General features: G+C 45.5%; 30 protein-coding genes. 6 read left to right on the top strand and 24 right to left on the bottom strand.

Going from position 1 to position 25,721, the window contains the following annotated elements:
• Positions 1-38 precede the first annotated feature (38 nt).
• The 5 genes from HP567_RS09060 to HP567_RS09040 all read right to left on the bottom strand — a co-directional run bounded on the left by HP567_RS09060 (position 39) and on the right by HP567_RS09040 (position 4,878).
• The gene (locus HP567_RS09060) at positions 39-719 is read right to left on the bottom strand and encodes an FHA domain-containing protein (protein WP_173609002.1); all 681 of its coding nucleotides are present in this window, start codon (positions 717-719) and stop codon (positions 39-41) included.
• Positions 720-746: 27 nt separating this feature from the next.
• Positions 747-1,661, bottom strand: coding sequence for a BBI family class A beta-lactamase (gene blaBBI, locus HP567_RS09055; RefSeq protein ID WP_173609003.1), 915 nt, complete (start codon positions 1,659-1,661; stop codon positions 747-749).
• 216 nt (positions 1,662-1,877) lie between these two features.
• Positions 1,878-2,276: a penicillinase repressor BlaI gene (gene blaI / locus HP567_RS09050; RefSeq protein WP_173609004.1), complete on the bottom strand. Its 399-nt coding sequence runs from the start codon at positions 2,274-2,276 to the stop codon at positions 1,878-1,880.
• Positions 2,277-2,319: 43 nt separating this feature from the next.
• Positions 2,320-4,089: a BlaR1 family beta-lactam sensor/signal transducer gene (locus tag HP567_RS09045; RefSeq protein WP_173609005.1), complete on the bottom strand. Its 1,770-nt coding sequence runs from the start codon at positions 4,087-4,089 to the stop codon at positions 2,320-2,322.
• A gap of 219 nt (positions 4,090-4,308) precedes the next feature.
• Positions 4,309-4,878, bottom strand: coding sequence for an FAD-dependent oxidoreductase (locus tag HP567_RS09040; RefSeq protein ID WP_047070467.1), 570 nt, complete (start codon positions 4,876-4,878; stop codon positions 4,309-4,311).
• 224 nt (positions 4,879-5,102) lie between these two features.
• On the opposite strand from HP567_RS09040, the gene HP567_RS29825 reads away from it, so the two are divergent.
• From HP567_RS29825 to HP567_RS09030, 3 genes are read left to right on the top strand one after another with little or no spacing between them, the layout of a single operon-like run.
• On the top strand, positions 5,103-5,774 hold the full coding sequence (locus HP567_RS29825; protein ID WP_255675486.1) for a YpjP family protein: 672 nt from the start codon (positions 5,103-5,105) through the stop codon (positions 5,772-5,774).
• Positions 5,746-5,982, top strand: a complete 237-nt coding sequence (locus tag HP567_RS09035; protein ID WP_255675485.1) for a YpjP family protein — start codon at positions 5,746-5,748, stop codon at positions 5,980-5,982. The genes HP567_RS29825 and HP567_RS09035 overlap by 29 nt, the downstream gene beginning before the upstream one ends.
• 51 nt (positions 5,983-6,033) lie before the next feature.
• Positions 6,034-6,567: a hypothetical protein gene (locus HP567_RS09030; RefSeq protein WP_173609006.1), complete on the top strand. Its 534-nt coding sequence runs from the start codon at positions 6,034-6,036 to the stop codon at positions 6,565-6,567.
• Positions 6,568-6,624: 57 nt separating this feature from the next.
• Here the strand turns inward: HP567_RS09030 and HP567_RS09025 are convergent, their stop codons facing one another.
• The 6 genes from HP567_RS09025 to HP567_RS09000 all read right to left on the bottom strand — a co-directional run bounded on the left by HP567_RS09025 (position 6,625) and on the right by HP567_RS09000 (position 12,227).
• On the bottom strand, positions 6,625-7,155 hold the full coding sequence (locus HP567_RS09025; RefSeq protein ID WP_173609007.1) for a GNAT family N-acetyltransferase: 531 nt from the start codon (positions 7,153-7,155) through the stop codon (positions 6,625-6,627).
• Between the two features lie 405 nt (positions 7,156-7,560).
• Entirely contained in the window at positions 7,561-7,878 is a 318-nt protein-coding gene (gene cyoD, locus HP567_RS09020; RefSeq protein ID WP_069846383.1) for a cytochrome o ubiquinol oxidase subunit IV, read from the bottom strand.
• Between the two features lies 1 nt (position 7,879).
• Complete coding sequence (gene cyoC / locus HP567_RS09015; protein WP_173609008.1) at positions 7,880-8,488, bottom strand: cytochrome o ubiquinol oxidase subunit III; 609 nt, start codon at positions 8,486-8,488, stop codon at positions 7,880-7,882.
• Positions 8,489-8,490: 2 nt separating this feature from the next.
• Positions 8,491-10,461, bottom strand: a complete 1,971-nt coding sequence (locus tag HP567_RS09010; protein WP_173609009.1) for a cbb3-type cytochrome c oxidase subunit I — start codon at positions 10,459-10,461, stop codon at positions 8,491-8,493.
• A gap of 23 nt (positions 10,462-10,484) precedes the next feature.
• A complete protein-coding gene (qoxA, locus tag HP567_RS09005; protein ID WP_173609010.1) occupies positions 10,485-11,471 on the bottom strand; it encodes a cytochrome aa3 quinol oxidase subunit II in 987 nt (328 codons plus the stop codon).
• A gap of 543 nt (positions 11,472-12,014) precedes the next feature.
• Positions 12,015-12,227 (bottom strand): hypothetical protein, encoded by a 213-nt coding sequence (locus tag HP567_RS09000; RefSeq protein WP_173609011.1) that lies wholly within the window; start codon positions 12,225-12,227, stop codon positions 12,015-12,017.
• Positions 12,228-12,493: 266 nt separating this feature from the next.
• Between HP567_RS09000 and HP567_RS08995 the strand changes: the two genes are divergently transcribed.
• The gene (locus tag HP567_RS08995) at positions 12,494-14,101 is read left to right on the top strand and encodes an ATP-binding protein (protein ID WP_173609012.1); all 1,608 of its coding nucleotides are present in this window, start codon (positions 12,494-12,496) and stop codon (positions 14,099-14,101) included.
• Positions 14,102-14,115: 14 nt separating this feature from the next.
• On the top strand, positions 14,116-14,835 hold the full coding sequence (locus HP567_RS08990; protein WP_173609013.1) for a response regulator: 720 nt from the start codon (positions 14,116-14,118) through the stop codon (positions 14,833-14,835).
• 27 nt (positions 14,836-14,862) lie between these two features.
• Here HP567_RS08990 and HP567_RS08985 read toward each other — a convergent pair whose 3' ends face one another.
• The 11 genes from HP567_RS08985 to HP567_RS08935 all read right to left on the bottom strand — a co-directional run bounded on the left by HP567_RS08985 (position 14,863) and on the right by HP567_RS08935 (position 24,131).
• Complete coding sequence (locus HP567_RS08985) at positions 14,863-15,828, bottom strand: EamA family transporter (protein WP_173609014.1); 966 nt, start codon at positions 15,826-15,828, stop codon at positions 14,863-14,865.
• Positions 15,829-15,847: 19 nt separating this feature from the next.
• On the bottom strand, positions 15,848-16,300 hold the full coding sequence (locus tag HP567_RS08980) for an Lrp/AsnC family transcriptional regulator (RefSeq protein WP_173609015.1): 453 nt from the start codon (positions 16,298-16,300) through the stop codon (positions 15,848-15,850).
• A gap of 235 nt (positions 16,301-16,535) precedes the next feature.
• The gene (locus tag HP567_RS08975; protein WP_173609016.1) at positions 16,536-17,318 is read right to left on the bottom strand and encodes a class I SAM-dependent methyltransferase; all 783 of its coding nucleotides are present in this window, start codon (positions 17,316-17,318) and stop codon (positions 16,536-16,538) included.
• Positions 17,319-17,333: 15 nt separating this feature from the next.
• Positions 17,334-18,857, bottom strand: coding sequence for a tripartite tricarboxylate transporter permease (locus tag HP567_RS08970; RefSeq protein WP_173609017.1), 1,524 nt, complete (start codon positions 18,855-18,857; stop codon positions 17,334-17,336).
• A gap of 12 nt (positions 18,858-18,869) precedes the next feature.
• Positions 18,870-19,331, bottom strand: coding sequence for a tripartite tricarboxylate transporter TctB family protein (locus tag HP567_RS08965; protein WP_173609018.1), 462 nt, complete (start codon positions 19,329-19,331; stop codon positions 18,870-18,872).
• An 81-nt stretch (positions 19,332-19,412) separates the two neighbouring features.
• Positions 19,413-20,447, bottom strand: a complete 1,035-nt coding sequence (locus tag HP567_RS08960; RefSeq protein ID WP_173609019.1) for a Bug family tripartite tricarboxylate transporter substrate binding protein — start codon at positions 20,445-20,447, stop codon at positions 19,413-19,415.
• A gap of 201 nt (positions 20,448-20,648) precedes the next feature.
• Positions 20,649-21,716, bottom strand: coding sequence for an AbrB family transcriptional regulator (locus HP567_RS08955; RefSeq protein ID WP_173609020.1), 1,068 nt, complete (start codon positions 21,714-21,716; stop codon positions 20,649-20,651).
• A 180-nt stretch (positions 21,717-21,896) separates the two neighbouring features.
• Positions 21,897-22,769: a LysR family transcriptional regulator gene (locus tag HP567_RS08950; protein ID WP_173609021.1), complete on the bottom strand. Its 873-nt coding sequence runs from the start codon at positions 22,767-22,769 to the stop codon at positions 21,897-21,899.
• A gap of 2 nt (positions 22,770-22,771) precedes the next feature.
• A complete protein-coding gene (locus tag HP567_RS08945) occupies positions 22,772-23,473 on the bottom strand; it encodes a TerC family protein (RefSeq protein WP_173609022.1) in 702 nt (233 codons plus the stop codon).
• A 102-nt stretch (positions 23,474-23,575) separates the two neighbouring features.
• A complete protein-coding gene (locus tag HP567_RS08940; protein WP_229087966.1) occupies positions 23,576-23,872 on the bottom strand; it encodes a hypothetical protein in 297 nt (98 codons plus the stop codon).
• Between the two features lie 37 nt (positions 23,873-23,909).
• Positions 23,910-24,131 (bottom strand): hypothetical protein, encoded by a 222-nt coding sequence (locus HP567_RS08935; protein ID WP_173609024.1) that lies wholly within the window; start codon positions 24,129-24,131, stop codon positions 23,910-23,912.
• Positions 24,132-24,298: 167 nt separating this feature from the next.
• Here HP567_RS08935 and HP567_RS08930 point away from each other — a divergent pair, with 167 nt between their 5' ends.
• Complete coding sequence (locus HP567_RS08930; protein ID WP_064201727.1) at positions 24,299-24,568, top strand: hypothetical protein; 270 nt, start codon at positions 24,299-24,301, stop codon at positions 24,566-24,568.
• A gap of 68 nt (positions 24,569-24,636) precedes the next feature.
• Here HP567_RS08930 and HP567_RS08925 read toward each other — a convergent pair whose 3' ends face one another.
• Together HP567_RS08925 and HP567_RS08920 are read right to left on the bottom strand one after the other, a co-directional pair.
• Entirely contained in the window at positions 24,637-24,978 is a 342-nt protein-coding gene (locus HP567_RS08925) for a GRAM domain-containing protein (RefSeq protein WP_173609025.1), read from the bottom strand.
• 95 nt (positions 24,979-25,073) lie between these two features.
• Entirely contained in the window at positions 25,074-25,610 is a 537-nt protein-coding gene (locus tag HP567_RS08920; RefSeq protein WP_173609026.1) for a GNAT family N-acetyltransferase, read from the bottom strand.
• Between the last annotated feature and the right edge of the window lie 111 nt (positions 25,611-25,721).

Genomic DNA, 25,721 nt, shown 5'->3' with positions numbered 1-25,721 from the left:
ATCTCACCTTTCTAACGTCGATTTTACTTTTGCCTGTTTCAAACATCCAAGCGATATCCATATCGCGGAATCGTCGTGATTTGCTGCCCGTAGTGCCGAAGCTTTTTCCTTAATCGATACACGAGCGCATTGACTTCCACCCGTCCGACATCCGGGACATTCCCCTCATGTATTCGTTCCGGCCAAACGGTCAGCATAATTTCTTCAAAACTAACGGCCTTGTTCGCCTTTTGGTATAGAAGCTTCAGCAAGTCCATATCTTTTCCGGTTAAAGGCAGTCTATTTCTGTCGATACGAACTTCTCTTCTCTCCAAATGAAAATCCAAACCTGGCAAAAGCGATGCGTTCTTCAGCTGCGTGAAAGGGAGCTCTACCGTATCATCCAGTCTATTGACCTCTCGTAAAAAGACGAGCTCGGCTACCCCTTTTGACAAGCTGATTTGATCCCCGTGACGAAGAATGTGAGAGGAGTAATGAAGCGGCTTCCCGTTTACCTCTGTGCCATGCTTGCTTTCCAGATCGATAATTTTGTAATCGTTCCCGATCCTTTGAAAGGCTGCATGCATTCTCGAAATGTACGGACTGGAAAAGGTAATGTCCAGTTGAAAACTAGTCCCCCTCCGCCCGATTGTACAGCGATCCTTCGTGAGATATTTGCGCGTGGCAAATTGGCTGGGGTCCCCTTTTTTTACGAGTAAGTATGCACCATTATCTATCATCTGGTGATCACCTCACGTGTTGATCGTTTACGGTTTTGCAGCCGTCAGTGCGTCAACAACAATCTTGGTAGCTTCAGCAATGAGCGCATCATCATAAGTGGCGTCCTGCTTATCTCTGCTAGACAGTACTGCAATGACAATCGGCTTTTTATTCGGTGGCCATATGATCCCTATATCGTTTCGCGTTCCGTAACTTGCCGCTCCGGTCTTATCTCCGACCTTCCATTCTTTAGGAACGCCCGCTCGAATCAGCTTGGCTCCCGTCGTGTTGCCTTGCAGCCACTCGATAAGAATCTTCTGCTTGTCAGACGACAGCGCATCCCCTACCGTATAGGCTCGGAGGCTCGTTGCAAGTGCTTTAGGTGTGCTTGTATCGCGAATATCTTCTGGTTTTGCCTCATTCAATTCAGTCTCAAATCGCTCGGATGTCGTTACGCTATCACCAATCTGTCTCAGAGCTGATTCAAAGCCTTTAGGTCCACCCAATTCCTTGAACAACAGATTTCCCGCCGTGTTGTCGCTATAACGCACCGCAGCGTCTGCAACCTCGCGAAGAGTCATCCCGGTCGCGACGTGTTTTTCTGTGATAGGTGAATATGTAACGAGATCGTCCTTAGTGTAGGTGATGACTTTGTCGAGCTCTCCCAACGGTTTCTGATGCAAGATCGCACCTGCCGCTAAAGCCTTGTACGTAGAAGCAAAAGCGAACCGTTCATCTTCTCGGTAAGCAACTGCCAAATCTGTTTCGGTGTCGATCGCATATACGCCAAGCCTCGCATCAAACTTGTTCTCTAACGCTGCGAACTTTTGGTCCATTGCAGATGCCGGCGTTTCCGTTTTTCCGACAGGCGTTTCAGCAGAAGAGCAGCCAGTAAGCGTGAGAAGCGTGAGTAAAACCGTTTTCACTGTGAATCCGAACAGTCTCGATTGATGAACTTTCATGGATGTCAAACCTCTTTCTTGAATAGTATAGCCTTTGTATTACACACGTAATATCGTACTACATTTGTAATCAACTGATTTCACGATAATATTACACGTGTAATCCGTTGCTGTCAATCACCTTTTTCTTGCAAGATTCTTGAAAAAAAAGACGCCCTTTCAAGCAAACTGGATAACCGTAAATGGTTTTTCCAAGTCAGCTAGAAAGAGCGCACTCTATTTTTTGGGATGATCGGTCGATGATTGTTTCGCATCCAATATAGAACGAAGCTCCTGAATCTCCTCGTCCGATAAAGATTCCTTCTGAATGAACTGAACAAGCATTGATTTTAGAGCCCCGCTGTAAATCCGCTGCAGAAAAGACTGTGCCTCGGCGTGCTGGCATTCATTTTGTGAGTACAGCGGATAAAACGTATAGACTTTTTGGTTTTGATTGACGCCAACAGCATTTTTTTGAACCAAACGATTCAAAAGAGTACGTATTGTTTTTGGGTTCCAATCCGTTTGACCTTCCAAGGAGGAAATAATTTCGTTGGCCGTCAGCGGTGACCTTTCCCATAGCACATTCATCACTCGCCATTCCGCTTCTGAAATACTTGGCATGGATGTAGACACTGAAGTCTCCCCCTTTCGAAAATAATGACTGTAAGAGCAAAGGCTAGTAGAGACCTTTCGCTTTCAAAATAGATAAGGTTATTTCTGCTGCTGCAGGTCCATTCGCGTCATCTTCGCTTTGTATATTGGTAGCAAAGAAGTAGGTGCCTTCCTCGTTCTCTACATACCCGACAAACCAACCGTTCACATCTTTTTGATTGACGGTGCCCGTACCTGTTTTCCCGGAAAGAATCGCCCCCGCCTTTTTCGATAACCGGATGGAATCTTTCACCGTCTGGATATTATGTTCTTGAAAGCCAAACTGGTTCGTATAGAACGCTTTTAATAATTGTACCTGCTCCACCGGAGAAATCTTCAAGGAAGATTCTATCCAATATTCGCCGATTCCACCAGATGTATTGGCGTTCCCGTAGTTCAATTGTTCCAGAAAAGCTTGAATCATTTCCGGTGAGATGTTCTTATCCATCTCTTTGAAATACCAGGTCGTCGAGTTTCGCATCGCCGTAAATAGATCTTGATCCCGGTTCCACTGCTCATATGGATAGTGGATTCCATCCCATTTTAGCTGGGAATCTTCTCTCGAAATCACACCGGTCTCCAGACCAAACAAGGAGAGAAAAATCTTGTAGGTAGAGTTGGGTGAAACTCGTTGTGTACTTCCTGCCTCGTTATAAATTCGATACTGGTCGGCTTTCAAATCATATAAAACAAAACTGCCTTCAAAGCCACGGAAATAGTTGTCCAAATCCTCGTAAATAGTTCGATCATCTTGGAAATGATAGCGGCTGCGATCGTCGGCTAATGCGGAACCAACAAGAACCTGACTGGCAACCAACACGACCACGATGGAAAAAATGACTGTGCTTTTCAGGTGCAACAGCTTTGTTTCCGCCTTGTGAGATGCGATTTTCTCGATGCGTTTTTTAACTGCCTTTTTGGAACCGTTTAGCTGATTGGCCAAAACGAGATTCCCGGCTCGACTTTCTTTATCCAAAAACTTAATGATGGTATGACCATATTCCAAGTAATTTCGCTTGTCTAAAAAGTTCAATACCGCTACATCACAAGCAATTTCACGGTCCACTCTCATTTCCCGAAAAGCCAGCCAAACCAATGGATGGAACCAATACAAAAGCTGATACACGACGGTCACATAGTTCATGACAATATCATGGTTTTTTTGGTGCATGAGTTCATGCAAAAAGATATATTTCATTTCATTGATCGACAACCATTCATCAAAATGACTGGGAAGGACAACGTACGTCTTAAAAACGCCAAACGTCATCGGAGATTTGACCTGATTGGATTGTGCCAACACAATATGCCGCGTTATTTTTACATCCTTCTTGCATTGTTCAAACAAATCGATGATTTCTTGGTTGGTGATCACAGATGCTGTCCGCTTGATCTGCTGGATTTTTAGCCAGGCTGATAACGTGAAGGAAGCACAAACGAGCATCCCGACTACCCAAAAGCTGACGAAAATCGTAGAAAGGGAGTCTGATGTATAGCGACTTACCGACAACGTTAAATCCTGTACCCAATTCGCATTTTCAAACATAGGAGCTTGCGTGGCGAGCGTCGAGCTGCCAGCTTCATTACGTTGATGCATGCCTGAAACAAAAAGATTTCCAAAATCAAAAAAGTAGTTCGGGATGAAAGCTGGCGTCAAAGCGACCAACAAGAGAAACCACAAATTGTATTTCCATTTCGCCGATAGCTGTGAGCGAAATACTTTTCGAATCAAGAAAATAAGCGCGATCGTGCAGGAAGAAACGATCAAGCTTATCACCACATGATTGACGAACATGCTACTTGTCTCCCTCCCTACTTATACCTAGATAAAATAGAATCCGTATCAATTCTCCAGAGCAAGAGGAACGCTCTTCAACCTGACAGGATTCTTCATGTCAATTAGCACAGTAGCTTCATTATGTCAAAAACGAGACCACGATACAAGTTATCATCGATTGGGTGAAAAAGGAAAACACCTTCTTTACAAAGGTAAGAAGGTGTTTTTAACATTGATTTAGTTTGTTTTCAAAACATCGTGATCGACGTAACGCTCGCCATTCAATTCGCTGATGATATTGATTGCAACCTTGGCTCCATCACCAGATGTAATAATCGTATGTACGCTTACTCCCGCGCACGTACCTGCTGCCCAAATTCCTTCAATGTTCGTCTTTCCTTGTGCATCGACATCGACAACGGTTTTGATCCGTGGCTCCGTGCCTTCTTTGGTTTTTACCCCAATCGCTTCTGCCAAAGTCACGAGCGCTCCAGTTGCAAGAATCACATGCTTAGCCTCAAAGCTACCTTTTTCCGCTGTCTCTACAAGTAAGCCTTGCTCTGTTTTGGTAATATTGCTCACTTGATCGGCTACCAGCTCCGCACCGAATTTCGCTGCTTGCTTTTTCCCGATCTCAATGAGGTCTGGGCCTGAGATTTCCATGATGCCGTAGTGATTTTCCATCCACGCGCGCTTGGTCATGCTTTTGTCATTATCAATCAACAACGTCTTCTTCCCTGCTTTTGCAGCAAACAACGCTGCACTTCCTCCTGCCGGGCCTGCTCCAATAATTACGATATCAAACAAAGAAATCTCTCCCTTCAAAATAACTTTCACAACATAATTATATACTAAGTATGGTAAATGTGGCAACATCTATTAACTAGTTTATCCAGTGATTTTTATTTAGCTCCGAACGGAATACACCTTTATTTATTTTCAATGCAAGACCATATTCAAAAAACAATTGATATAAGCATAAGTTTATATTATTCTATTAATTGGTAAATATTTGAAAAAAGAGGATTAGAATGATTGATTTTATCAAAAAAGGAAAAAGATTGTTTTTAACCTCTCTTGCCTCAATGATGCTATTCAGCACTGTTCTTACCTCTAGTTTTGCTGCTGAGACAGATGTATTAACCAAATCATCCGTGAATGAAATGCTTCAATACGAATTTTCAAGTGAGGTCATGTCAGAAGACAAAAATGATCTTGAAAAATCACTTACCGATACTTTCGACAACCTAGACCTTGTTCTAAAAGGTATGAAATCCGATAGGGATCTTCAAGAAGCATTTTTAGAAAAGACTTCACTCGAAGATGACGTTAAAAGGGATCTGGAAGTGTATTTTTCCACCAATCAAGATGATGAAAATGAGCTCAACAAATTGGTTAATGACGTAAAAGAGCAAATAGCTGAAAAGCATTCGGTATTGCCTGAAATAACAGAAACTCTACTATTGCAAAGTGGCACAAGTTTTAGAAGCGAAGAAAAAGTTCAACCTACCATATTACCCATTTTACTAAGATTTGCTCTTAAAGAAGCAGTCAAGAAAAAAATGGGGAAAAGGATACAAAGAATGGCTTATGATGAATTTGAAGAAAGAATAGAGTCTGAAATATGGGCAGAAGTTGAAGCCTTGCACGAACAATATGATGGAGATATTGATTATGACGGGCCGGAGTCGAAAAAGCGCTAGAAATGGCATTATCCAAGGAGAAAAAGTTTTCGATATTATTGACAAGAGAACGGGAAAAGACTTATTGAGGTTCCATATGAAAAGAGTAGATAGAGGTAAAAGCATTGACTTCCATTGGCATAAAAAAGATGATAATTTTAAGTGGCATCATGGTCAGACTCAAATTACGAGAAAAAATCAATTTCCAGAGTATTGGGGAGAAGATTAATGAAGTGGTAGTTTAGTTAGCCAGATTTTCTCTTCTTTGAATAAGGAGTGTATGACAATCGAACTGCGAATAGGTTTTTTGATTGGTAAAAAGTTGGATTTGAAAAGAATCGACGAGATTTTATACACCCATGAAAACAAACAAGCTCCATCTTGCAAGGTAGTATTAGACTTTATGGAGATGGACCCAGAGATTTTTTTAAATCGCCCTTTCTCTTCCACAGAACAGGTACCCATTAAAGATCCCGATCTCCTTGAAGCTGAACTTTCCCAATTGTACGATTTTGTATGGGTTGAAGTATTAGGGGGAATTGAGAGGCACGGGCACCCTTCTGTCACTATCTCTGGTACAGAATATGAAGGTAAGCTCATCCATACATTAGACAAGCGAATGTTCATCTTTTTACGAGATATCATTAGTGACGATCAAGGGATACAACTTCTTGAGAAAATCCTTCATGTCCCAAAACCATTACAATGGCTCGTCCTCCCAAAAAAAGACGGAAAAACCCCACCCCCAGACTATATTCTTGACGAGATGGAGCAATGGGTACGCAAGTTGATTGCATACAAGGTAGACGAATAAACAGGGAAAGGGCTATCTCAAACGTCTTGTAACGGACAATGAGATAGCCCTATTCTTTTACGAAGATCGTGTAATCCAGAAGCGACGAATTAACAATCCATCGTCGTCTGTACATTCTGACTCAAAAACGCCCCCGTTCTTCCGAATCGTTTTCTCCGATGCAACATTATCATAATCGCAAATCACCAATACTTCGTTTATACCCAACTCGCTTGTGATGTTTAGGGCTTGCGCTAAAATTTCCGTCGCATATCCTTTGCGTCTCTCCGAAGGGCGGATTCCATATCCGATGTGCCCGCTGTTTTTTCGTAGACGCTCGTTGAGACGATGCCGAATATTCACCGCCCCCACTATGCGTCGCTCCTCATTCACGAGCCAATACGTCGAATGAGGAACATAGCCATCCGGAAGATTGTCCTCGCTGCTTTCACTCTCCAGAAATTCCAGATACGCAGGAAAATCATAGGGCTCTCGATCCACTACCCACGGTACGATAGGTTCTCCACTTTCTTTCCACTCTTCGTAGAAGGAAATATACTCTGCTTGAAGTTCTGCACAAGGCTTCGTTATATACAGTTGCCCAGCCATCGACTTCACTCTCCTTGCATACTTTTGCGTAAAATTCTTTCTATTATAGCGGCAAGAAGATATTGTTACCAGCTAAATAATTTTCTACCTTCTTGCATCACTTGCATTGGATGACGAAAAGCCACGTAGGAAGAAGCGCATTTCCAGTCCAAGCGCCTCTGGAGCCCAGCTCAGCTTCGGAAAAAATGGCGGGGAATTTCAGCTTCACTTATGGAATACTTCCTCGAAACTTCTACGTTTGAAGCGCTCCCGCCATTTTTTCCGAAGCGGACAGTCAATCCCCCTTGCGGGGCGTAGGCCGAAGCGTAGACTGGAAATGCGTTTCTTCCGTTCACTACCGCTACTATCAAAAAACAAAAAAACGCGGCACAAGCAACGAATCGCCTGTGCCACGCTCTTAACTGATTAATATTTGTTAAACAACATGATCCAGAGGGAACCTGCAACGATTGTAAATACAATCACAAGTCCAAGAATCAATGTTTGTACGTTGTAGCGCGGTTTTTCTCCTTCGCGGATGTGCATGAAGAAGACCAACTGAATTACGAACTGCAAGACCGCCATTACCAAGATCGCGATCATGGTCGCCGTTTTACTCAAAATCGAGTTCATGACCAGCACGAGTGGGATAATGGTGAGCACGATCGACAGGATAAAACCGATTACGTACTCTTTCATCGATCCGTGACTATGATGTCCGCCATGGTTTTGATGTTGTGCCACCTTACATCACCCCCATCAAGTAAACGACTGTGAAGAGGAAGATCCACACAACGTCAAGGAAGTGCCAGTACAAGCTAAAGTTGGTAATTTTGCGGCGAGTAACCGCAGAGATTCCACGACGCTTCAGCTGCATCATCAACGCAGTCATCCAGAACAGACCAAGCGTTACGTGCAATCCGTGTGTACCAACCAGTGTGTAGAAAGCGGACCAGTAGCCGCTAGTCGCCATGGTTGCGCCTTCACTCATCAAGTGCATGAACTCAGTGACTTCCAACACTACGAAAGACAGTCCCAAAAGACCAGTTACAGCCAGCCAAGCAATCAGCTGCTTGACATTACCTTTGTTCATTGCCAGAACAGCGAGACCACTGGTAAAGCTACTTGTCAACAAGATGAAGGTTGAAGCAATAACGCCTGGCAGCTGGAACAATTCCTGTCCAGTTGGTCCACCAGCAAAGCTATTCATCATTACTGCATATGTTGCAAACAACGTACCGAACAACACGCAGTCTGTTACAACGAAAATCCAAAAACCGAGAACCTTAAGTTGCTCATGCTCTTCATGATGGTCGTGGTCGTGGCCGTGACCATGGTCATGATTCGTAGCCATCGTTACACCACCCTCCCCAGTGAAGCCTCAGTGCGACGCACTTCCTCCACCGGTACGTAATAATCCGTGTCGTATTGGAAGGAGCGTGCCCACATGCATGCGAATACTCCAATGAATCCAATAACGGCCATCCAAACCCATCCAAATGTGAAACCAAAACCTACCAGGAACCAGAAGTTCGCCATGATAAACGGAATTCCAGAGTTCTTCGGCATATGAATCGGCTCCAATTTGGCCGGTTGTTCTTTATAGGTGCCATTTGCTTTTGCTTCTTTTGTTTCCCACCAGTCATCGAGCTCTTTCACTTGTGGAACAACAGCAAAGTTGTAGAACGGTGCAGGTGACGGAATCGACCACTCCAGCGTACGACCATTCCATGGATCGCCTGTCGTGTCGCGCTCACCATGCTTGATGCTGTAAGCGATTTGCCATACTTGGAAGATGAAACCGATACCCATCATGAATGCCCCTACAGTGGATACCAGGTTCAGGTCTGCCCAACCGCGATCCCAACCGTACGTGTAGTAACGGCGAGTCATACCCATGAAACCGAGCGCGTATTGCGGCATAAAGCACACGTAGAAACCAATATTCCAGAACCAGAAGCCCCATTTGCCCAGTTTCTCGTCGAGCTTGAAACCGAACAGTTTTGGCCACCAGTAGTAAATACCAGCCAGGTAACCGAACACTACCCCACCGATCAATACTTGGTGGAAGTGGGCAACCAGGAAGTAACTGTTGTGATACTGATAGTCTGCCGGAGCTACTGCCAGCATTACCCCTGTCGCTCCACCAATTACGAAGCACGGGATAAAGGCAATGGTCCACAGCATTGGTTGTTTAAAGGATATCCGACCACGATACATTGTAAACAGCCAGTTAAAGACCTTAACCCCGGTCGGGATCCCTACAATCATCGTTGATATCGCAAAGAAGGCGATAACACTTGCGCTCGTACCCATTGTGAAGAAGTGGTGAGCCCATGTAAAGAACGATACAACGGCAATGATCATCATCGCCCACACCATTGATTTGTAGCCGAAAATCTTTTTACGTGAGAACGTAGCCACGATTTCGGAGAAAATACCGAAAGCTGGTACTACTACGATGTATACCTCAGGGTGACCCCACATCCAGATGAGGTTGAGGTACATCATCGGATTACCGCCGCCGTCCATTGTGAAGAAGTGGGCACCTGCGAAACGGTCAAGGAACAACAGAGCCAATGTTACAGTCAAAATTGGGAAAGCGAAGATAATCATAATGCAGCTGGACAATACGGACCAGCTAAACAATGGCATTTTGGAAAGCTTCATGCCAGGTGCACGCATTTTGAGAATCGTTACGATAAAGTTAATCCCTGTCGCCAAACTACCGATACCGGAGATTTGAATCCCCCAAATATAGAAGTTCTGACCTGGTCCAGGGCTGAATTCATTTTGTGACAATGGCGGGTAAGACAACCAACCAGCGTCTGGGGAGCCCCCGATTACGAACGAAAGGTTGAACAGCATCGCACCGAGCATAAACAGCCAGAAGCTGAGTGCGTTCAAGAACGGATACGCTACATCTCGAGCACCGAGTTGAAGCGGTACTACCATGTTAAACAAGGCAAACATCATCGGCATCGCCATGAACAAAATCATGATCGTACCGTGAGTCGTAAAGATGGCATTATAGTGATCCGAGTGCAGGAATTCTACGTTCGGGAATGCCAGTTGTACACGCATCAGCAGGGCATCAACCCCACCGCGGAACAGCATCAGAAGCGATGCGATCAAATACATAATACCAATACGCTTATGGTCAACTGTAGTCAACCATTCGCGCCATAGCCAACCCCATTTTTTATACTTAGTCAGAACGAATAAGATTGCAATGATAGTCAGTACAATCGATACGTCCGCACCGTAAATCAGTGGGTCACCTGTTACAAAGAACGTGGATGCAAAATCCTTAATGTTCTCCCACACGTGGTATTCCTCCTCCCTCTCGCCTAGTGGTTCATACTGGAATGATTCATTCCAGGCATGTTGTGCGATTCAGTCTTATGCTGCGTATTTAGCGAAGTCTCACTAGAAGACTTGTCACCTGCAGGCGCAGGCATTTTCTCCATCACATAGTCCATATCGTGACCATGGCCATATTTCGCAACGATCTCTTCAAACATACCTTCTGGGAATGCAGAATACGTAAACTTATCTGTCACGCCAGGCTTGCGAAGTTCTTCATAATCTGCCTTCGTCATAGCTGGTGTCGTACCTTTTACTTCTTTCACCCATTTATCGAACTCATCTTTTGGTTTTGCGACTACATCGAACTGCATTTTAGCGAAGCCTTCACCAGAGAAATTGGAGCTAAATCCAGCGAATGTACCTGGTTCATCTGCTTGCAGATACAACTCAGTAGCCATTCCCGCCATCGCATAAATCTGTCCACCCAATTCTGGAACCCAGAAAGAGTTCATCGGTGCATCAGCAGATACCTGGAAGCGAATCGGTACGCCTGCTGGAATCTCCAAATGGTTAACAGTTGCGATATTTTGTTCTGGATACGTGAACATCCATTTCCAGTCCAAAGCCGTAACCTGAATGGTCATAGGGGCAACTTCTTTATTCGGGTTTTCTTTTAACACATAAACATCACGGACAGTAAAGTAACCCAGCAATGCAACGATAACGATAGGAATAATCCACCAAATTACCTCTAGGGTTGTACTGTGTGCCCACTCCGGCTTGTAACTTGCTTTATTGCCCGGTGTATCCCGATAGCGGTATACAATGAAAGCGGTAAGCGCAATAACCGGAACGATAATGACAGCGACCAATATCGTGGAAATAATAATGAGATTGTACTGCGTTTCTGCTACAGGTCCTTTTGGATTCAAGACGAGGTATTCGCTACCACAGCCTGTCAGCAGAACGGTGCCCAACACTGCCAAGATCCAAAACTGGATATGCCTCAGCATTTTTCCTCCGCTCATTCTCCTAATCCCTCCTAGTCACAAACAACGAGCATGTAATACTTTGAGAGCGCAGTTCTTTTCGGGTGAACTTTGCCTCACGTTTGTCGATAGTGCAGTCACTCTCTATGGAGAGGTCTCGAACGAGGTTTTGGAAAACCTTCTTTTTTTACGTGCATTCACACTTTTCGAGAGTTCCTCACAATAGGGGTTTTTTAACACAAGTGAACTTCACTATTTGCCGCATATACATACTATCAGAGTCTGCGAGCTTTTGTACTTGTTTTTAACGACGTTCAATATTTCGTAGCTTTTCTGTTACAAAGTGTTCACATACCAGTCACGAGTTGATCATATTCTTGTTAGGATTCTCCTGTAATGATCTTTGACACCCATTTTTGGTCATACCACCCAATTTGGATTGTCAAGATTTCTTTTCACTTTCAATAAAAAAAACAAAAAAACGCCAGCCTTATTTGGCTGACGGCAAATTTCCGTATAAATAAAAAACCTCTCATTATAATGAAGAAAATGAGAGGGATTATGGGACTATTTTTAACTAACTTAAGCGTCAGTTCTTTTTAGTGTCATCAAGCGAAACACCGTGCTCATAATGAAGATATTCATGCCAGCGATCAAAAATCCGATCGACACCATCAACGGCAAGTTCTCTGATCTGAAATCGTTTGCAGTGAAAGCCATAATAACGGCACCTACGAATAATACTGTCCAAGCCATCCATCTTAATACATCTGCTGCTTTTCGATCGTTATTCATAACACAAAACCCCTATCATCATAGATTTTTTGCGTGACCGTTTTTGTTTTATGCTCCTATTGTAACATAATATTCACTTGTTGTTCATATTTTGTTCAATTTTTTATAAAAAATTTGTCAAAACTTTTTTCATAAACCTATTGGCTATCGTATTGTTACAAATTTACTTTGTGTCACAAATGTGAAAGCGTTATTGTTATAATGAATAGAGTAAACGGTTTCATTCATTTATCGCATCTTGATCTGTCATCGAAGGTGGTTTGCCCATGGTTCATACACCAAAAAAAGCCCGCATCAGCCTCTTGACCCAAATGGTTCTCCTCATTTCCATCGTTGTCCTGATCAGCATGGGGATAGGAACTGCCTTATTTTCCCTCATATTAGATGACATTTTGGATCGCTATATTGGACAGCAAGCCATGACGGTCGCCAAGCTATCTGCCATGGACGAACGCATCATTGCAGCCTTTGGGACCGATCATCCTTCCAAGGTGATACAACCGATAGCCGAAACCATTCGAAAGGAAACGGGCGCCAGCTATGTTGTGATTGGAAACAAGGACGGTATTCGGTACTCTCACTACGACCCAAAGCAGATTGGATTACCAATGGGAACCAGCAATGACCCCGTCTTTTTAGAAAATCGATCGGTCATTTATCGTGGGACAGGCATTTCAGGTCCAGCTATCAAAGCGAAAACACCGATCGTCAACAAGAAAGGCGAAACCATTGGCGTCTCCTCTGTCGGCTATGTCATGAGTGATGTAGAGAAAAAGGTCGCGGAATACAAGGAAAGGGTCGTCGCCTTGTCTCTTATGCTGCTAGTTATCGGAATGATTGGCGCTTTTATCATTGCCAGAAGAGTCAAGCGATTGATCTTTGGTCTTGAGCCAGAAGAAATCTCATTTTTGTTTACGGAAAAAACAGCTATTCTTGAATCGATTCGCGATGCTACGGTAGCAGTCGATATGCAAGGGCGTGTCGTCTCGATGAATAAACGCGCACGTTCCCTCCTCCAAGAGGATTTGGCCGTAGGGAAATCGATTGCTAGCCCGCAATTGCGCGACATCATTCATTCTGTCAATCGAAATACACAAGAAATGAACTACAAAATTTTGCTGGGACACGAAATTTTTATAACCGACTACTCTCCTATTTTGAGCAATAATGAAATCAGAGGGGTGGTCTTCACATTTCGTCCAGAGTCTGAAATCGAGCAGCTGACCGAAGAAATTACCAAGATCAGTTCCTCTTCGGATAATATGCGTGCGCAAAATCACGAATATTTAAATCGTTTGAACACCATTTACGGTCTCCTCAAGCTAAAGGAGTACGACAAAGCAATCGAACTCATCACCGATGAAGTAAAGGAACGGCAGGATATTCTCGCCTTCATTATGAGTTCAGTCAAAGAGCCCTTCATCGCAGCTTGTCTGCTAGGGAAGATCAATCGTTCCAAAGAACTGAAGGTATTACTCGAAATTGATCAGGATAGCTATTTGGGAAATGTACCTGACAGCTTGGATACAAAGGTATTGGTCACTATTCTCGGCAATTTGATCGACAACGCGATGGAAGCTGCCCTCGAATACAAAGGCTCTGACGCAATGGTTCATGTGTCCTTTACTGATTTGGGTGGCGATATCATTTTCGATATCGAAGACAATGGACATGGGGTATCAAAAGAATTGGAGCCCCGCATCTTTGAAAGCGGTGTCACTACGAAATCAGGTGAAAATCGAGGACTCGGTTTGGCTATTGTGAAAAACGCCATCGAGCTGTTAGAGGGGCAAATCTCACTCGGGAAAAGTGATCTTGGCGGAGCGCGTTTCACCGTAGTCGTCCCCAAGAAATGGGACAAAGCAAGTAGATGAGGAGGCCATCCACCATGTCTGAGAAACCTATTACCGTCATGATCGTGGAAGATGACGAAATTGCAGCTAGAATCTATGAACAATTCACAAGTAAACTGGAAGGATTCCAGATTATTGCCACGGCCACGACCGGAAAACAGGCGCTGGAGATGCTTCACGTCGTTACGCCAGATGTGCTGCTCTTGGACATTTATTTGCCGGATATGAACGGGATTGACCTGTTGCGTGAAGTTAGGAAGCATTTTCGCGGGATCGATGTCGTGATGATCACAGCCGCAAACGATGTGGAAACCGTGAGAGAAGCGATACGTGGCGGTGCATATAGCTACATCATCAAGCCGATTATGATCGATAAATTCATGTCTACCTTGGAGCAATATGCAAATACGAGACGTCAGCTGCAGCAGCATACAACCATTGATCAGACAGCAGTGGACAAGCTGTTTACGAAAGCCGCACACACTCCTGCTGCCAAAACCGTTGAGACTGTCACTACGCTCCCGAAAGGCATCGACAAGCTGACATTAAAGCTAATCCGGGACAAAATGCAGGAGACCACCCAAAGCATGAATGCCGATGATCTGGCTGCACTGGCTGGCATGAGTCACTCGACCGTGCGCAGATACCTCGAATTTCTCGTCTCTATTAATGAAGTGACTGTCGAGACGTTCTATGGAACAGTCGGGCGTCCGGAACGAAAATACCGCTGGGTTCCGCAAAAAACGGCAAAATAATGCCAGATGGCAAAAAGAAGGGAAGCCTCATTTATGAACCTGAAGCTTCCCTTTTTCTTTTCTTGCTACCGGTTGTGTCGCACCTGGACTCTTTTCCCGAAACATCGTGATGATGACAACGGATGCGATGATCATGACAGCAGCAATCAAGGTTTGGCTTGTCAATTGTTCATCAGCGATCAGCCAACCTAGAAATACTGCGACAATCGGGTTCACATAAGCGTACGTGGAGACCAGGGAAGGCTCTGCATTTTTCAAAAGCCAAATGTACGACGTGTAAGCGACAATGGAACCAAATCCAACTAAGTAGCCAAAGGCAATCCAGGAACGAAGGGTAATCTCCGATAGATGCAGCTTCGTCCAATCGTCGAGAAACAGCGACACGATCCCCAACAAAATTCCCCCGATGATCATTTGCAAGGCCGTTGCCATTACCGGTGATGCTGGGAGCTTTGCATGGCGCGAATACAGCGATCCCACTGCCCAACTGATTGAGGCAAACAGGAGCGCCAAGATTCCAATGGTATCGATCCCTTGATTGCTTGTGCTCTCGGGATGGATAACCATCACAGCGATCCCCGCCAATCCAAACAGGATTCCTCCCATGACTCCAACTGTTGGCTTTTTCTTGCTGCCACCGATCCAGTTGAAAACGAGAATCCATAATGGAACCGTAGCGATCAGCAAAGACGCGATTGCTGACGGTACCTTGAGTTGTGCCCATGCTACTACACCGTTACCCCCGAGAAGCAGCAACGCCCCAACAATCCCCGCTCCTCTCCATTCTGCAGCACTGGGTAGGTCTGCCCCTTTCCAACGCCCAATCAGGAACAGGATCGATCCCGCCAGAAAAAATCGCGCACCAGCCATAATAAAGGGTGGCATCGACTCAATGGCGATCTTCATTCCAAGATACGTGCCTCCCCAAAACAGGTAGACAGCTAGCAACGCAATCGTAACGACAAATAATTTTGAATCTTTTTTTCCTGTCATTGTGTTTCCACCTTGGTTGTCAAATTTCTTTCCAGCCATCCTCGTAGATCGTCGACAAGATGAAAGTCGTAGAGGTTTCCAGTATTTCGTCATACTGAACCATTTCATCGATCAGATTAGTGATATCTTCCGGTGCCGTCGCACGTACTTTTAGCATCATACACCACTCTCCAGCGAGCCGCTGGCATTCGATGATGGTCACGTTCGGTACCTGAACGTTCATAATCTTTGCGGTGATTCCTTTGAAGTCCTGACATCTTGCTTTGACGAAGATCAATACCTTGAGCCTTTGCTCTAATTTTCTCCAGTCAATGATGCCACGGTATCCCTTGATAACGCCATTCTTTTCAAGCTTGGCAACCCGTTGGTGGACAGCCGGTCGCGAGATGTGCAGCAGCTTGCTGATTTCCTCATGAGATATCCTTCCGTTTTCCTCGAGCAATTGAACAATTCTCAGGTCAACCTCATCCATCACATACCTCCTGTGGTTATAGTAGCATATTTTCCTTCATATAGACCATTCGTACTTTATATTGACCGAATTCAAACGAATAGTAAATACAGATGCAAAAAATTAAAAATATAATGCCAAAAACCGTCTCGAAAACCTCTTTATCATTACGAATCGTTACTTAGGTACCCATACAAAAAAAGAAAAAGCCCCCGCTTGATTGTAAGCGGGGACCAGCTTGGAAACATCGTCCGTATCATTCTGGTTTCTCAAACAACGCCATCCACTCATCAACTTGAATGGAAACGACTTGCTCTCCTTCTTTTTCAACCGCGAAGTAGGCTTGGATTACCTCATCAGCACTAGTGATATGGGCGGTTACTTGCTCAACCTGCTCCTCAGTCTCAGTCGTACGTCTGACCCAAGTCGCATACGGGAACGTCTTTTTACGGATGCGCGAATGACTCTCCACCAATCCCTCTTGCTCGATCCACGTTAACCATTCGGACCGTGAGTAGCTTCGTACATGACTGTGATCCCGAAGTTTCTCCAGCGTATTTACAAATCGATCGAGCTTTTCATCCTCTGCTGCGATATTGTCGATCAGCACGAATTTTCCACCCGGCTTCAGGACTCGGGCCACTTCTTTTACAAACGCCTCTGGGTTCGGGAAATGATGGGCCGCGATTCTGCACCCGACTGCATCAAAGGATTCACTCAAAAACGGAAGTGCCTCCGCATCCGCAACCACATAGAAGACATTGCTTGTGTGGGATCTCAGATGGTTTCGCGCCGCTGCAAGCATCGGCTGTGTCAAATCAGTCGCAAAGACTTGACCGACATGTGGAGCGATTGCCTTGGAAAGATGACCGCCGCCCGTTGCCACATCAAGAAACACCCAATCTGGCGAAGGATTCAGCCAAGGCGTGAGGAGAGAGAGATCCTCTCCCGTAGCATGCGTCTGGCTATTCACATATTTTTCAGCATTCGTACCGAACTGCTGTTTGACTTCCTCTTTGATCTTTTTGTCATCGCGCATGAGAATCTCCCTCCTCTATTCTTCGTTCACGATTACTTTCTTCCCTCTCATTTTCATGATCAAGGGAACGGTGATCCAGAGAACCGCAATGATCAGAAACACTAGCGAAACTGGTTTTTGAATAAAGATAGAAAAATCACCATTGGACGTCGTCAGCGCGCGTCGCAAATTATTTTCAATCATCGGACCCAAGACCAAGCCAAGAACGAGTGGAGCCATTGGGAAATCGTTTTTCGCCAAAAAGTAACCCACGAGTCCACAAAGGAGCAGCAAGACCAGATCAAAAACGGAGACACGGACTGCGTAAACACCGAACACGGAAATGGCAACGATCATCGGGATCAAATATTTAGGCGGCGTCTCAATCAGCTTCGCAAACACCTTTACGAGCGGCATATTGAGGATCAAGAGCATCACGTTTCCGATGAACATACTGGCGATCAAGCCCCAAGCGATGTTCGGATGGTCTTCAAACAAGAGCGGACCTGGCTGCACGTTGTACATAATCAGTGCGCCCATCAAAACCGCTGTCGTCCCTGTACCCGGAATCCCCAAGGTCAGAAGTGGGATCATCGCCCCGCCAGATGCTGCATTGTTCGCTGACTCTGGAGCCGCTACCCCAGCGATTGCTCCTTTGCCAAATTTTTCAGGCGTTTTACTGATTTTCTTTTCCAGTAAATAAGCAAGGAAGGATGCCAGTGTTGCACCAGAACCAGGAACAATTCCTTTAAAGAATCCAACCAGTGATCCACGGAGAATCGGTCCAGCACTTTCCTTCAAGTCTTCCTTGGTCGGTATGATTCGGGAGATTTTGGCGATCTCTCCCTCATTCACATCGCGCTCGAGGATCGTCTTGAACACTTCTCCAAGCGCAAATACCCCTACGGCGATCGTCAAAAATTCCAAACCGGAATATAGCTCAGGCATATCGAAGGTAAAACGCGCCACGCCAGATACATTGTCCAGCCCGATCGTCGCGATCAATAAGCCAAAAACCGTCATCATCAATGCTTTGGTCACGGACTTGCCTGCCAGCCCGCTCAGTGCACATAGCCCCAGGATCATCAGCGAAAACTCATCTGCCGGACTGAGCTTGAGCGCTACTTCTGAGAGTGGCTCTGCCAAAAATACCAGACCGATAAGCGAGACAAGCCCTGCAAAAAAAGAACCAATCGCAGCAATGGAGAGAGCGACTCCCGCTCTTCCTTGCTTCGCCATCGGGTATCCGTCCAGTACGGTAACGACAGAAGATGACTCACCAGGTGTATTCAACAAAATCGAAGTGGTAGAGCCACCGTACATCGCTCCGTAGTATACCCCTGCCAGCAAAATAATGGCACTGGTCGCCGCTGCTTCTGGCGGCAGTCCACTCGTCAACGAAGCTGTCACCGGAATCAACAAGGCCACGCCGCTGATTGGCCCAATCCCTGGCAATACACCGACTACTGTCCCGATCAAGACGCCGACAAACGCAAAGATGATATTTTGCCATTGCAGGGCAGTGGCAAATCCGTTCAGCAAATAGTCAATCGCACCCATTTCATCCACCTCCTACAAGCCTAACCATGTTGGTAAACCGGGCAATGTGCCATCGAGAACTTCCACGTACAACAAGTAGACACCGAACGAAAACGCACTGGAAATGATCACGCTGTTGAGCCATTTCCCTTTCTGCATCGTCTGGAATCCAACGAAAAGGAACAGGAAGGTGCTGATCACGTAGCCGATTTCCTCCATAAGCAATACGTAGAATAATGCCGCGACAAGAACGATGAGGAACCGTTTGTAATCGAGCTTTTCCTTCTCTTTCTTGCCCTCTTGCTTGTATTTGAACGTCTCATAAAATAATCGCAAGCTGAGCAGGATCAGAAGACTTCCAAGTCCCATCGGAAAAATGTTTGGTCCGACATTGCTGCCGTAAGCGCTCGCCGAGATGTTTTGGCTCCCGACCACAAATGCTACGCCCAACACGAGAAAAATCAGACTGGCGAAGCGGTCAAATGTTTTGCTCACGTATGTTCCCTCCTGTTCGTACAAGAATCCAGAATGAAGGAGGAGAAGAATCGCTCCTTCTCCATCCCCCAGCAAAACTTTTTATTTCGCCATTCCGAGCAAGCCCAGGATTTCCTTGAACATTTTTTCTTGCTCACCCAGGTAGCTCTTGAAGTCTGCACCGTTTTTGTAGCCATCGTCCCAGCCATTTGCCTCCAGCTCTGCTTTCCACTCAGGAGTCTCTGTCATCGCTTTCAATTTTTGCTCCCAGTAAGCAACAGCATCTGGCGTCATGTCTTTTGGTCCAAATACACCGCGCCAGTTGATCAGCTCCGTGTCATAACCGGATTCTTTGTACGTCGGGATGTCCTTGAACATACCTTTCAAGCGCTCAGGGGAAGATACACCCAGGATTCTTACTTTGCCGGATTTCAAGTATTCACCCGAACCGGATACATCTGTAGCCAGTACATCAGCATTGCCACCCAAGAGAGATGCGATCGCTTCCCCACCGCCATCGTAAGAGATGTATTTCACTGATTTCGGATCAATTCCCGCTTTAACAGCAGGCATCAAAAAGGTCAAGTGATCAAGCGAGCCAGGAGCAGAACCGCCTGCAACCGTTACTTTGGTTGGATCAGCTTTGATGGCATCCATTAACGATTTCAGATCCTTGTATGGAGAATCGGCAGCTACTACGATCGCGCCGTAATCTTTCGTCAATTGTGCCAACGGAGTCATATCATTGTAAGAATGCGGGCTGTTTCCTTCTTTTTTCACATTGTTGATGACGATTGGTGTAGAGGGAAGCAGGAGCTTGTAGTTGTTTTTCTTGTCCTGCGTTACGAAATCAGCCAAGCCTACTGCCTGTCCGCCACCTGGTTTGTTTTCGACCGAGATCGTCTTGTCTACCAGCTTCGTTGCTGACATCACCTTTGCGAGAGAACGCGCTGTTTTATCCAAGCCTCCGCCTGCGCCCGATGGTGCGATAACCGAGATAGGTTTTTCTGGGTAGGTAGAAGCTTCTCCAGAGGAAGCCGTCTGCCCACCGCCGCCTCCACAGGCTGCGAGGCTAAGTGCCATTGCCGTAGTGAGGAGTACTCCGCTCCACTTCGTCCATTTGTTTGATTTTTTCATCTTTATGACCCCCTCTGTTGATAGCGTTTTCAATTATGGTAAGGAGATCATAGCATCCGATGAAAACGCTTCCTAGTTTGTTCAGATAATTTGGATAAACGCTATATTTATGATTATTTTCATTTTTTTCACGCCAAAAAGACCTGCCGTTCCGATCAGGGAACGTACAGGTCTTGCTATTAATTTGACTGTAATACTGTCTCAGGCGCTGGTCTCCTTTGGCTGTTTGATCCTGCTGTGGCGGTTCGTCCATGCACGAGCGCCGAAGGAAAACAGCGTAAGGACAAGGACCAAACGAAACAGATGAAACGCCGTCACTAAGAGCGGATCGGCTCCTGTCGCCAAGGCAGTCAAGCTCATTTCGGCGAGTCCACCTGGCACCGTCGCCAAAATCGCCGTCACGATATCGGTAGCAGACACGTAAGAAATGCCGATGGCAAGCACAATCACCATGACGAACAAGAACAGGGAATGCAGAAGACCGAAGAGAAAGAATCGGCGGTTTTTGGCGATGTCCTCTCGTTTGAAGCCAAGACCGATGCTGACCCCGATGAATATTTGAGCTCCTTGGACCAAGATGCTTGGCAACGCAGGACTCTCTCCCACAAGCGATGTATTCATCGAAATCAAAGCGGTCACGAGCAAGGCACCTAGCAAGAACGGGGCGGGTATATAACAGCGTGACGCAATCAACGCTCCAATGAGACCAGCCACAAGAATCATGACTGTCTGCCCAATCCCCAGCATGTGTTCTGTAGTAGCCGTCTGTATGGCAGCATGCGTAGGTAGAAATGTCACTAGATAAGGGGTACAAAGCACGACGCTGATCGCACGGATCGAGTGAAAAATCGTGATGACTTGTTGATTTCCTCCCGCCATTTGCCCCACCGACACCATTTCCGATAAACCACCTGGAATATTGCTGAAAATCGCCGTTATTCCGTCTACCCGGCAGACCTTGTAAAATATCCAAGCGTTCACCAAACTGATCAAGATGGTCAAAATCGTGGTGATGAGCATCAAACCAATGTGTCCCGTCATCGTCTCGACGATTTCAGCTGTCATTCGCAGACCCAGGGTGATCCCGATTACTGTCAATCCCGCTTGACGAAACCAACGGGGAATCCAAAGATTTTTGACCCCAAGCATATTACAGATCACTGTCATAACTAGCGCTCCGAGCAGCCAAGGAAGTGGGCTGTGAATGGTAGCAAACAGCCAGCCTCCCAGTGATCCGAGCAGCAATGTAAACAAAATGCGTAACAGCATAAGCGTTCCCTCTCCTACTATCCGACGTTGTATGAAGCTTCTAGGGTGGGGGTACACCTAGTGTAAAACAATTGTTCTCGCAGAAAAAATACAAAATGGTTATCGTTGGCGATTCCTTGTGTGAATAATAAAAACTGCTGGCTCCCATTCAGGAATTCCCAGCAGTTCCTTTTTCCTTGCTTAATCGATGAATGCTATCTCACCCTGCTCTATGAAGCGCACAAATGCCTTGACCATTTGCAATTCCATCGAGTCGGCATGATAAAACATCCAGGTACTTCGTTTGATCGGCTCCCCCTCGGCTGTGGTCAGCTCGATCATGTGCAGATCGTCTTTGCCATTCAGCACGCCTCGTGGAAGGATGGCGTACCCCAAACCGTTTGCTACCATTTCACTACATGTATCCGCTTTGTCGACCTCCATGCCGATCAGTGGTGGTTGAGAAAATCGTTCCGTCCACCAGCTGTCCACTAATGCCAGCAGCATAGGATCCGTCTCATAGTCGATTCGTGGCAGAGTGGGCAGGTCGTCGATATGAATACGTTCCGTGGAAACGACATAGACCGATTCCTCGAACAGCAAGTGCTTTTGATCGGACCAGTTGTAGCTTCCCCGGACGAAGCCTACGTGCACGTCCTGATTATACACGGACTTGTAGACGTCTTTGCTCCATCCGGTCATTACCTTGTACTCGACATTTGGATAAGCTTCCTTGAACTTTTTCAAGATCATCGGGAGCTTGTACCGTGCAAAATAGTTGGAAACCCCCAACCGGAGCGTCCCATTGACCTCGTTGCCCATGTTCAAGACATGCTCCTTGATATTGCGCAGTCTAAGGAGCATTTCATCCGCACATTTGGCCAAATACTCGCCTTGAGGAGTGAAATGAACGCCTCTGCTCCCCCGTTGCACGATCTGTACGCCAAATTCTTTTTCAATCTGCCGCAATCTTTTGGTCAGCGCAGGCTGGGACAAATACAGGCTTTCGGCTGTCTTTGTAATGTTTTGTTCCTGGTACAAGGTTTGGAGAATGTACCAATCTCGATATTCCATAGCTATAGTGTCTCCGCATGGTTATTTGTCACTTCTTTATTTAATACATTTTTCCCCTTTCTTTTCAAATAGTTTCCAATCACAATGACCAGAAGTGCCAATGCTACCGGCAAAATCATATGCAGCGAAGGCATTACCCCCTCGAGGAAGCTGCCTACTGCTTTGTCTCCTACAATCATTTCTCCTGCTGTATATCCGAGCAAAGCCGCCCCCAACAATACGATGATGGGAAAACGGTTCATCAGCTTCATCAGCAACTGGCTTCCCCAAATGATGAGCGGAATGCTGATGGCAAGACCGATGATGACCAAAACCAGGTTTCCGTTCGCTGCCCCGGCTACAGCGATGACATTGTCCAGACTCATAATCAGATCGGCAAAAATAATGGTTTTGAGTGCCTCAACAAAACTCGCTCCCCCACCAATGTGACTGTCCTCATCTTCACCTTTTAACAGCTTGACCGCAATCCAGATCAGCAAAAGCCCTCCGACGACCTGGACAAACGGAATTTTCAACAGCCAGATGGCAATGAAGGTAAGGATGATTCGCAATCCAATTGCACCGAAGCTCCCCCAAAAAGTAGCTTTTTTCTGCAGCTCTGGGCTCAGGTTGCGGCAGGCAAGAGCAATTACAACTGCATTGTCTCCGCTCAACACCAGGTTGATCATAATAATTTGTAGTAAGCTAAGTAAGTAATCTGTCATGATGTCTCCCTCCAAAATTGCTAATACTGACAATAATAGACCTATCTTTTCCTTCGTGCAGTATTATTTCTATTATTTGCATATATTTTTTTGAAAGACAGGCTACTTCTTGTATCCATACACCGAATAATCCGCCCGCACTTTTCGAATTGCTAGCCAAACTGGCAACCCTCTCGCTACCCAGCGCAGGGCAGACATAATATTTTGTTCATTTTCAAACTGCTCGACAATGATGACGGTCTTTTCATTGATGTACGTCTGTAGCTCCTCCCATCCCATTGTCGAATAACGGTCATTTCCGTACGTTTTCAGCGCCAGAAAGTCTTCGCGTTTTGGGTCCTTCAGTTGGAGGAGATGTTGAATGGCTCTCGCGCATTCTGGGTGAATGGTATTATTCATGATGTCATGCCTCACTTTGGTACGGGATGACTTTATGTTAAACGATTGCAGCAAGCTTCGCACGCAAATAAAAAAGGCCATCATCACTTTGGTAGGATAACGACCTTTTGTGTTTCTGTTGATTCAGTTTTTCTGCTCGGGTCTTCGTCGTCCGTTGTCTCATATCAGCGAATGCGAAAATGCTTCTGTTGAGCTCCGGGTTTCTTTTGCCTTCACGGGCCAGCTTTTCCCGTTGCTTGCGTGCTGGGCTTTTTGCCATTGTCTTTCACTCCTTTTTACGGCTCTTACAATGAATACCGTCCTTGGTGTTATCATAGAACCTTTCCTGTATGGTTGCAACGAAAATAGTAAAATCGCCTACACCTCTTGTCCATTCCTTTTTCTCTTCCATGAATAGGATAGATTGACAGGAGGTGTTGTTACTCGATGAAAAACAAAAGAATCACCGCGAGACGCGTAGAAAACCAAGTGTATTCCAATCGGGTTCTGCGCTCTGAATTCGATCGCAACTGGCGTACGGTAATCTCCCGAAGTGGTTACGTTATTTATATTGCAACAGCGAATCGGGCTAAAGTCACAGTACTGCTCTCAGATGGATCTAGGAAATTGCTCATCTTCAGACAAGGTGGAAGAGTTTTGGTTGGCGGTGGGGGTACCAGTCATTATAGCAAACCGCACATTGCAAGAAATTTGTAAGATGAGGGAATCGCCCTGCTCAGCTCAGGTATTGCTTGTGACAGGGCGATTTTTATTGAACGGGCCGCTTACCTCGTCTTAATGATTACCTTCATTTTTTGCTTCATTTTTGTATCCTGAATGATTCCGATGATCTCCGCTCGTTTCCATACAACAAATTTATGCTCTTGTCCGTTATGCATCTTGATTTTCATTCCGTTTGGGATCACGAATAGTGTATTTCGCTTTTCAACGGATGCAATATCATTCAAGTTTAATTCGAGAGGCTGTGTTTGAATATTGAGACTGTGTGGTTGAAAATAGAGTCTCTCACTCGTAATCGTTAACCTCCCACCTACTCCTTCCATTCCTCTGAATAGGTTTGCCGCTATATTCTCTTGCACGATCGATTCATTTCCCCTGAGTTCCATTGCTTCTTTTTTCCCCTCCGACATGCGATTCCATTTTTTCTCGAATTGGTAGGCAATTCATAGTACCATAATTAGGAATCATTAACGATCCCTACCTATTCAAAAAATGCACGAGAGTATTCAACAACTCCAGAAACATTGGCCAAGGCATTTTCTTGGAGCTCCAATGCCATAAATACTTCATCTGGTACTTCGAAAGGTGCTTTTATTCCCCAACGGGAGGCTTTTTGGAAGCCAAACTTCGGGTAATATTCAGGATGCCCGAGGACAACAACAGATTGGTATCCCAGTTCTTTGGCTTTTTGGAGGGCTTCGAGAATTAGTTTCTTCCCTATGCCTTTGCTTTGGTAATCGGGCAGGACTGACACTGGGGCAAGCCCGAGTGACTCTATGCTCTGATTGTCATTGCGAATGTTTATTTTCGAGAGAAGAATATGTCCCACGGTCTTTTGATTCTCATCATCAATCGCGACTAGAGATAACGCGGGGATGAATGCATCCGATTTTCTGATGCGAGACACCAACTCATGTTCTTTGCGATCGCTGAACTCAGCATTCGCGAATGCACTTTTTACGACCTGTTCAGTAACGGAATAATCATCTACTTGTTCTATTCTGATCCTCATGTTCATCGTTCACATCTCCTCCCATATCGCTTGTGTTGCCAATATGGTATCACATCTATACAGCAAAACGCCCTGCTCGTTTGCAAGAGACAGGGCGCTTCGTTTGTTTTCGGACAC

Source organism: Brevibacillus sp. M2.1A, from assembly GCF_013284355.2.
In the GTDB taxonomy this organism is placed as follows: Bacteria; Bacillota; Bacilli; order Brevibacillales; family Brevibacillaceae; genus Brevibacillus.
The sequence above is the reverse complement of the archived record's forward strand: the minus strand, read 5'-3'. Positions and strand labels throughout refer to the sequence as shown.

Coding starts and splice junctions, on each gene's coding strand:
- HP567_RS09060 (WP_173609002.1), bottom strand. CDS start 719: ATGATAGATAATGGTGCATACTTACTCGTAAAAAAAGGGGACCCCAGC.
- blaBBI (WP_173609003.1), bottom strand. CDS start 1,661: ATGAAAGTTCATCAATCGAGACTGTTCGGATTCACAGTGAAAACGGTT.
- HP567_RS09045 (WP_173609005.1), bottom strand. CDS start 4,089: ATGTTCGTCAATCATGTGGTGATAAGCTTGATCGTTTCTTCCTGCACG.
- HP567_RS29825 (WP_255675486.1), top strand. CDS start 5,103: ATGATTGATTTTATCAAAAAAGGAAAAAGATTGTTTTTAACCTCTCTT.
- HP567_RS09035 (WP_255675485.1), top strand. CDS start 5,746: ATGACGGGCCGGAGTCGAAAAAGCGCTAGAAATGGCATTATCCAAGGA.
- HP567_RS09030 (WP_173609006.1), top strand. CDS start 6,034: ATGACAATCGAACTGCGAATAGGTTTTTTGATTGGTAAAAAGTTGGAT.
- HP567_RS09025 (WP_173609007.1), bottom strand. CDS start 7,155: ATGGCTGGGCAACTGTATATAACGAAGCCTTGTGCAGAACTTCAAGCA.
- cyoC (WP_173609008.1), bottom strand. CDS start 8,488: ATGGCTACGAATCATGACCATGGTCACGGCCACGACCACGACCATCAT.
- qoxA (WP_173609010.1), bottom strand. CDS start 11,471: ATGAGCGGAGGAAAAATGCTGAGGCATATCCAGTTTTGGATCTTGGCA.
- HP567_RS09000 (WP_173609011.1), bottom strand. CDS start 12,227: ATGAATAACGATCGAAAAGCAGCAGATGTATTAAGATGGATGGCTTGG.
- HP567_RS08995 (WP_173609012.1), top strand. CDS start 12,494: ATGGTTCATACACCAAAAAAAGCCCGCATCAGCCTCTTGACCCAAATG.
- HP567_RS08990 (WP_173609013.1), top strand. CDS start 14,116: ATGTCTGAGAAACCTATTACCGTCATGATCGTGGAAGATGACGAAATT.
- HP567_RS08985 (WP_173609014.1), bottom strand. CDS start 15,828: ATGACAGGAAAAAAAGATTCAAAATTATTTGTCGTTACGATTGCGTTG.
- HP567_RS08980 (WP_173609015.1), bottom strand. CDS start 16,300: ATGGATGAGGTTGACCTGAGAATTGTTCAATTGCTCGAGGAAAACGGA.
- HP567_RS08975 (WP_173609016.1), bottom strand. CDS start 17,318: ATGCGCGATGACAAAAAGATCAAAGAGGAAGTCAAACAGCAGTTCGGT.
- HP567_RS08970 (WP_173609017.1), bottom strand. CDS start 18,857: ATGGGTGCGATTGACTATTTGCTGAACGGATTTGCCACTGCCCTGCAA.
- HP567_RS08960 (WP_173609019.1), bottom strand. CDS start 20,447: ATGAAAAAATCAAACAAATGGACGAAGTGGAGCGGAGTACTCCTCACT.
- HP567_RS08955 (WP_173609020.1), bottom strand. CDS start 21,716: ATGCTGTTACGCATTTTGTTTACATTGCTGCTCGGATCACTGGGAGGC.
- HP567_RS08950 (WP_173609021.1), bottom strand. CDS start 22,769: ATGGAATATCGAGATTGGTACATTCTCCAAACCTTGTACCAGGAACAA.
- HP567_RS08945 (WP_173609022.1), bottom strand. CDS start 23,473: ATGACAGATTACTTACTTAGCTTACTACAAATTATTATGATCAACCTG.
- HP567_RS08940 (WP_229087966.1), bottom strand. CDS start 23,872: ATGAATAATACCATTCACCCAGAATGCGCGAGAGCCATTCAACATCTC.
- HP567_RS08935 (WP_173609024.1), bottom strand. CDS start 24,131: ATGGCAAAAAGCCCAGCACGCAAGCAACGGGAAAAGCTGGCCCGTGAA.
- HP567_RS08930 (WP_064201727.1), top strand. CDS start 24,299: ATGAAAAACAAAAGAATCACCGCGAGACGCGTAGAAAACCAAGTGTAT.
- HP567_RS08925 (WP_173609025.1), bottom strand. CDS start 24,978: ATGGAACTCAGGGGAAATGAATCGATCGTGCAAGAGAATATAGCGGCA.
- HP567_RS08920 (WP_173609026.1), bottom strand. CDS start 25,610: ATGAACATGAGGATCAGAATAGAACAAGTAGATGATTATTCCGTTACT.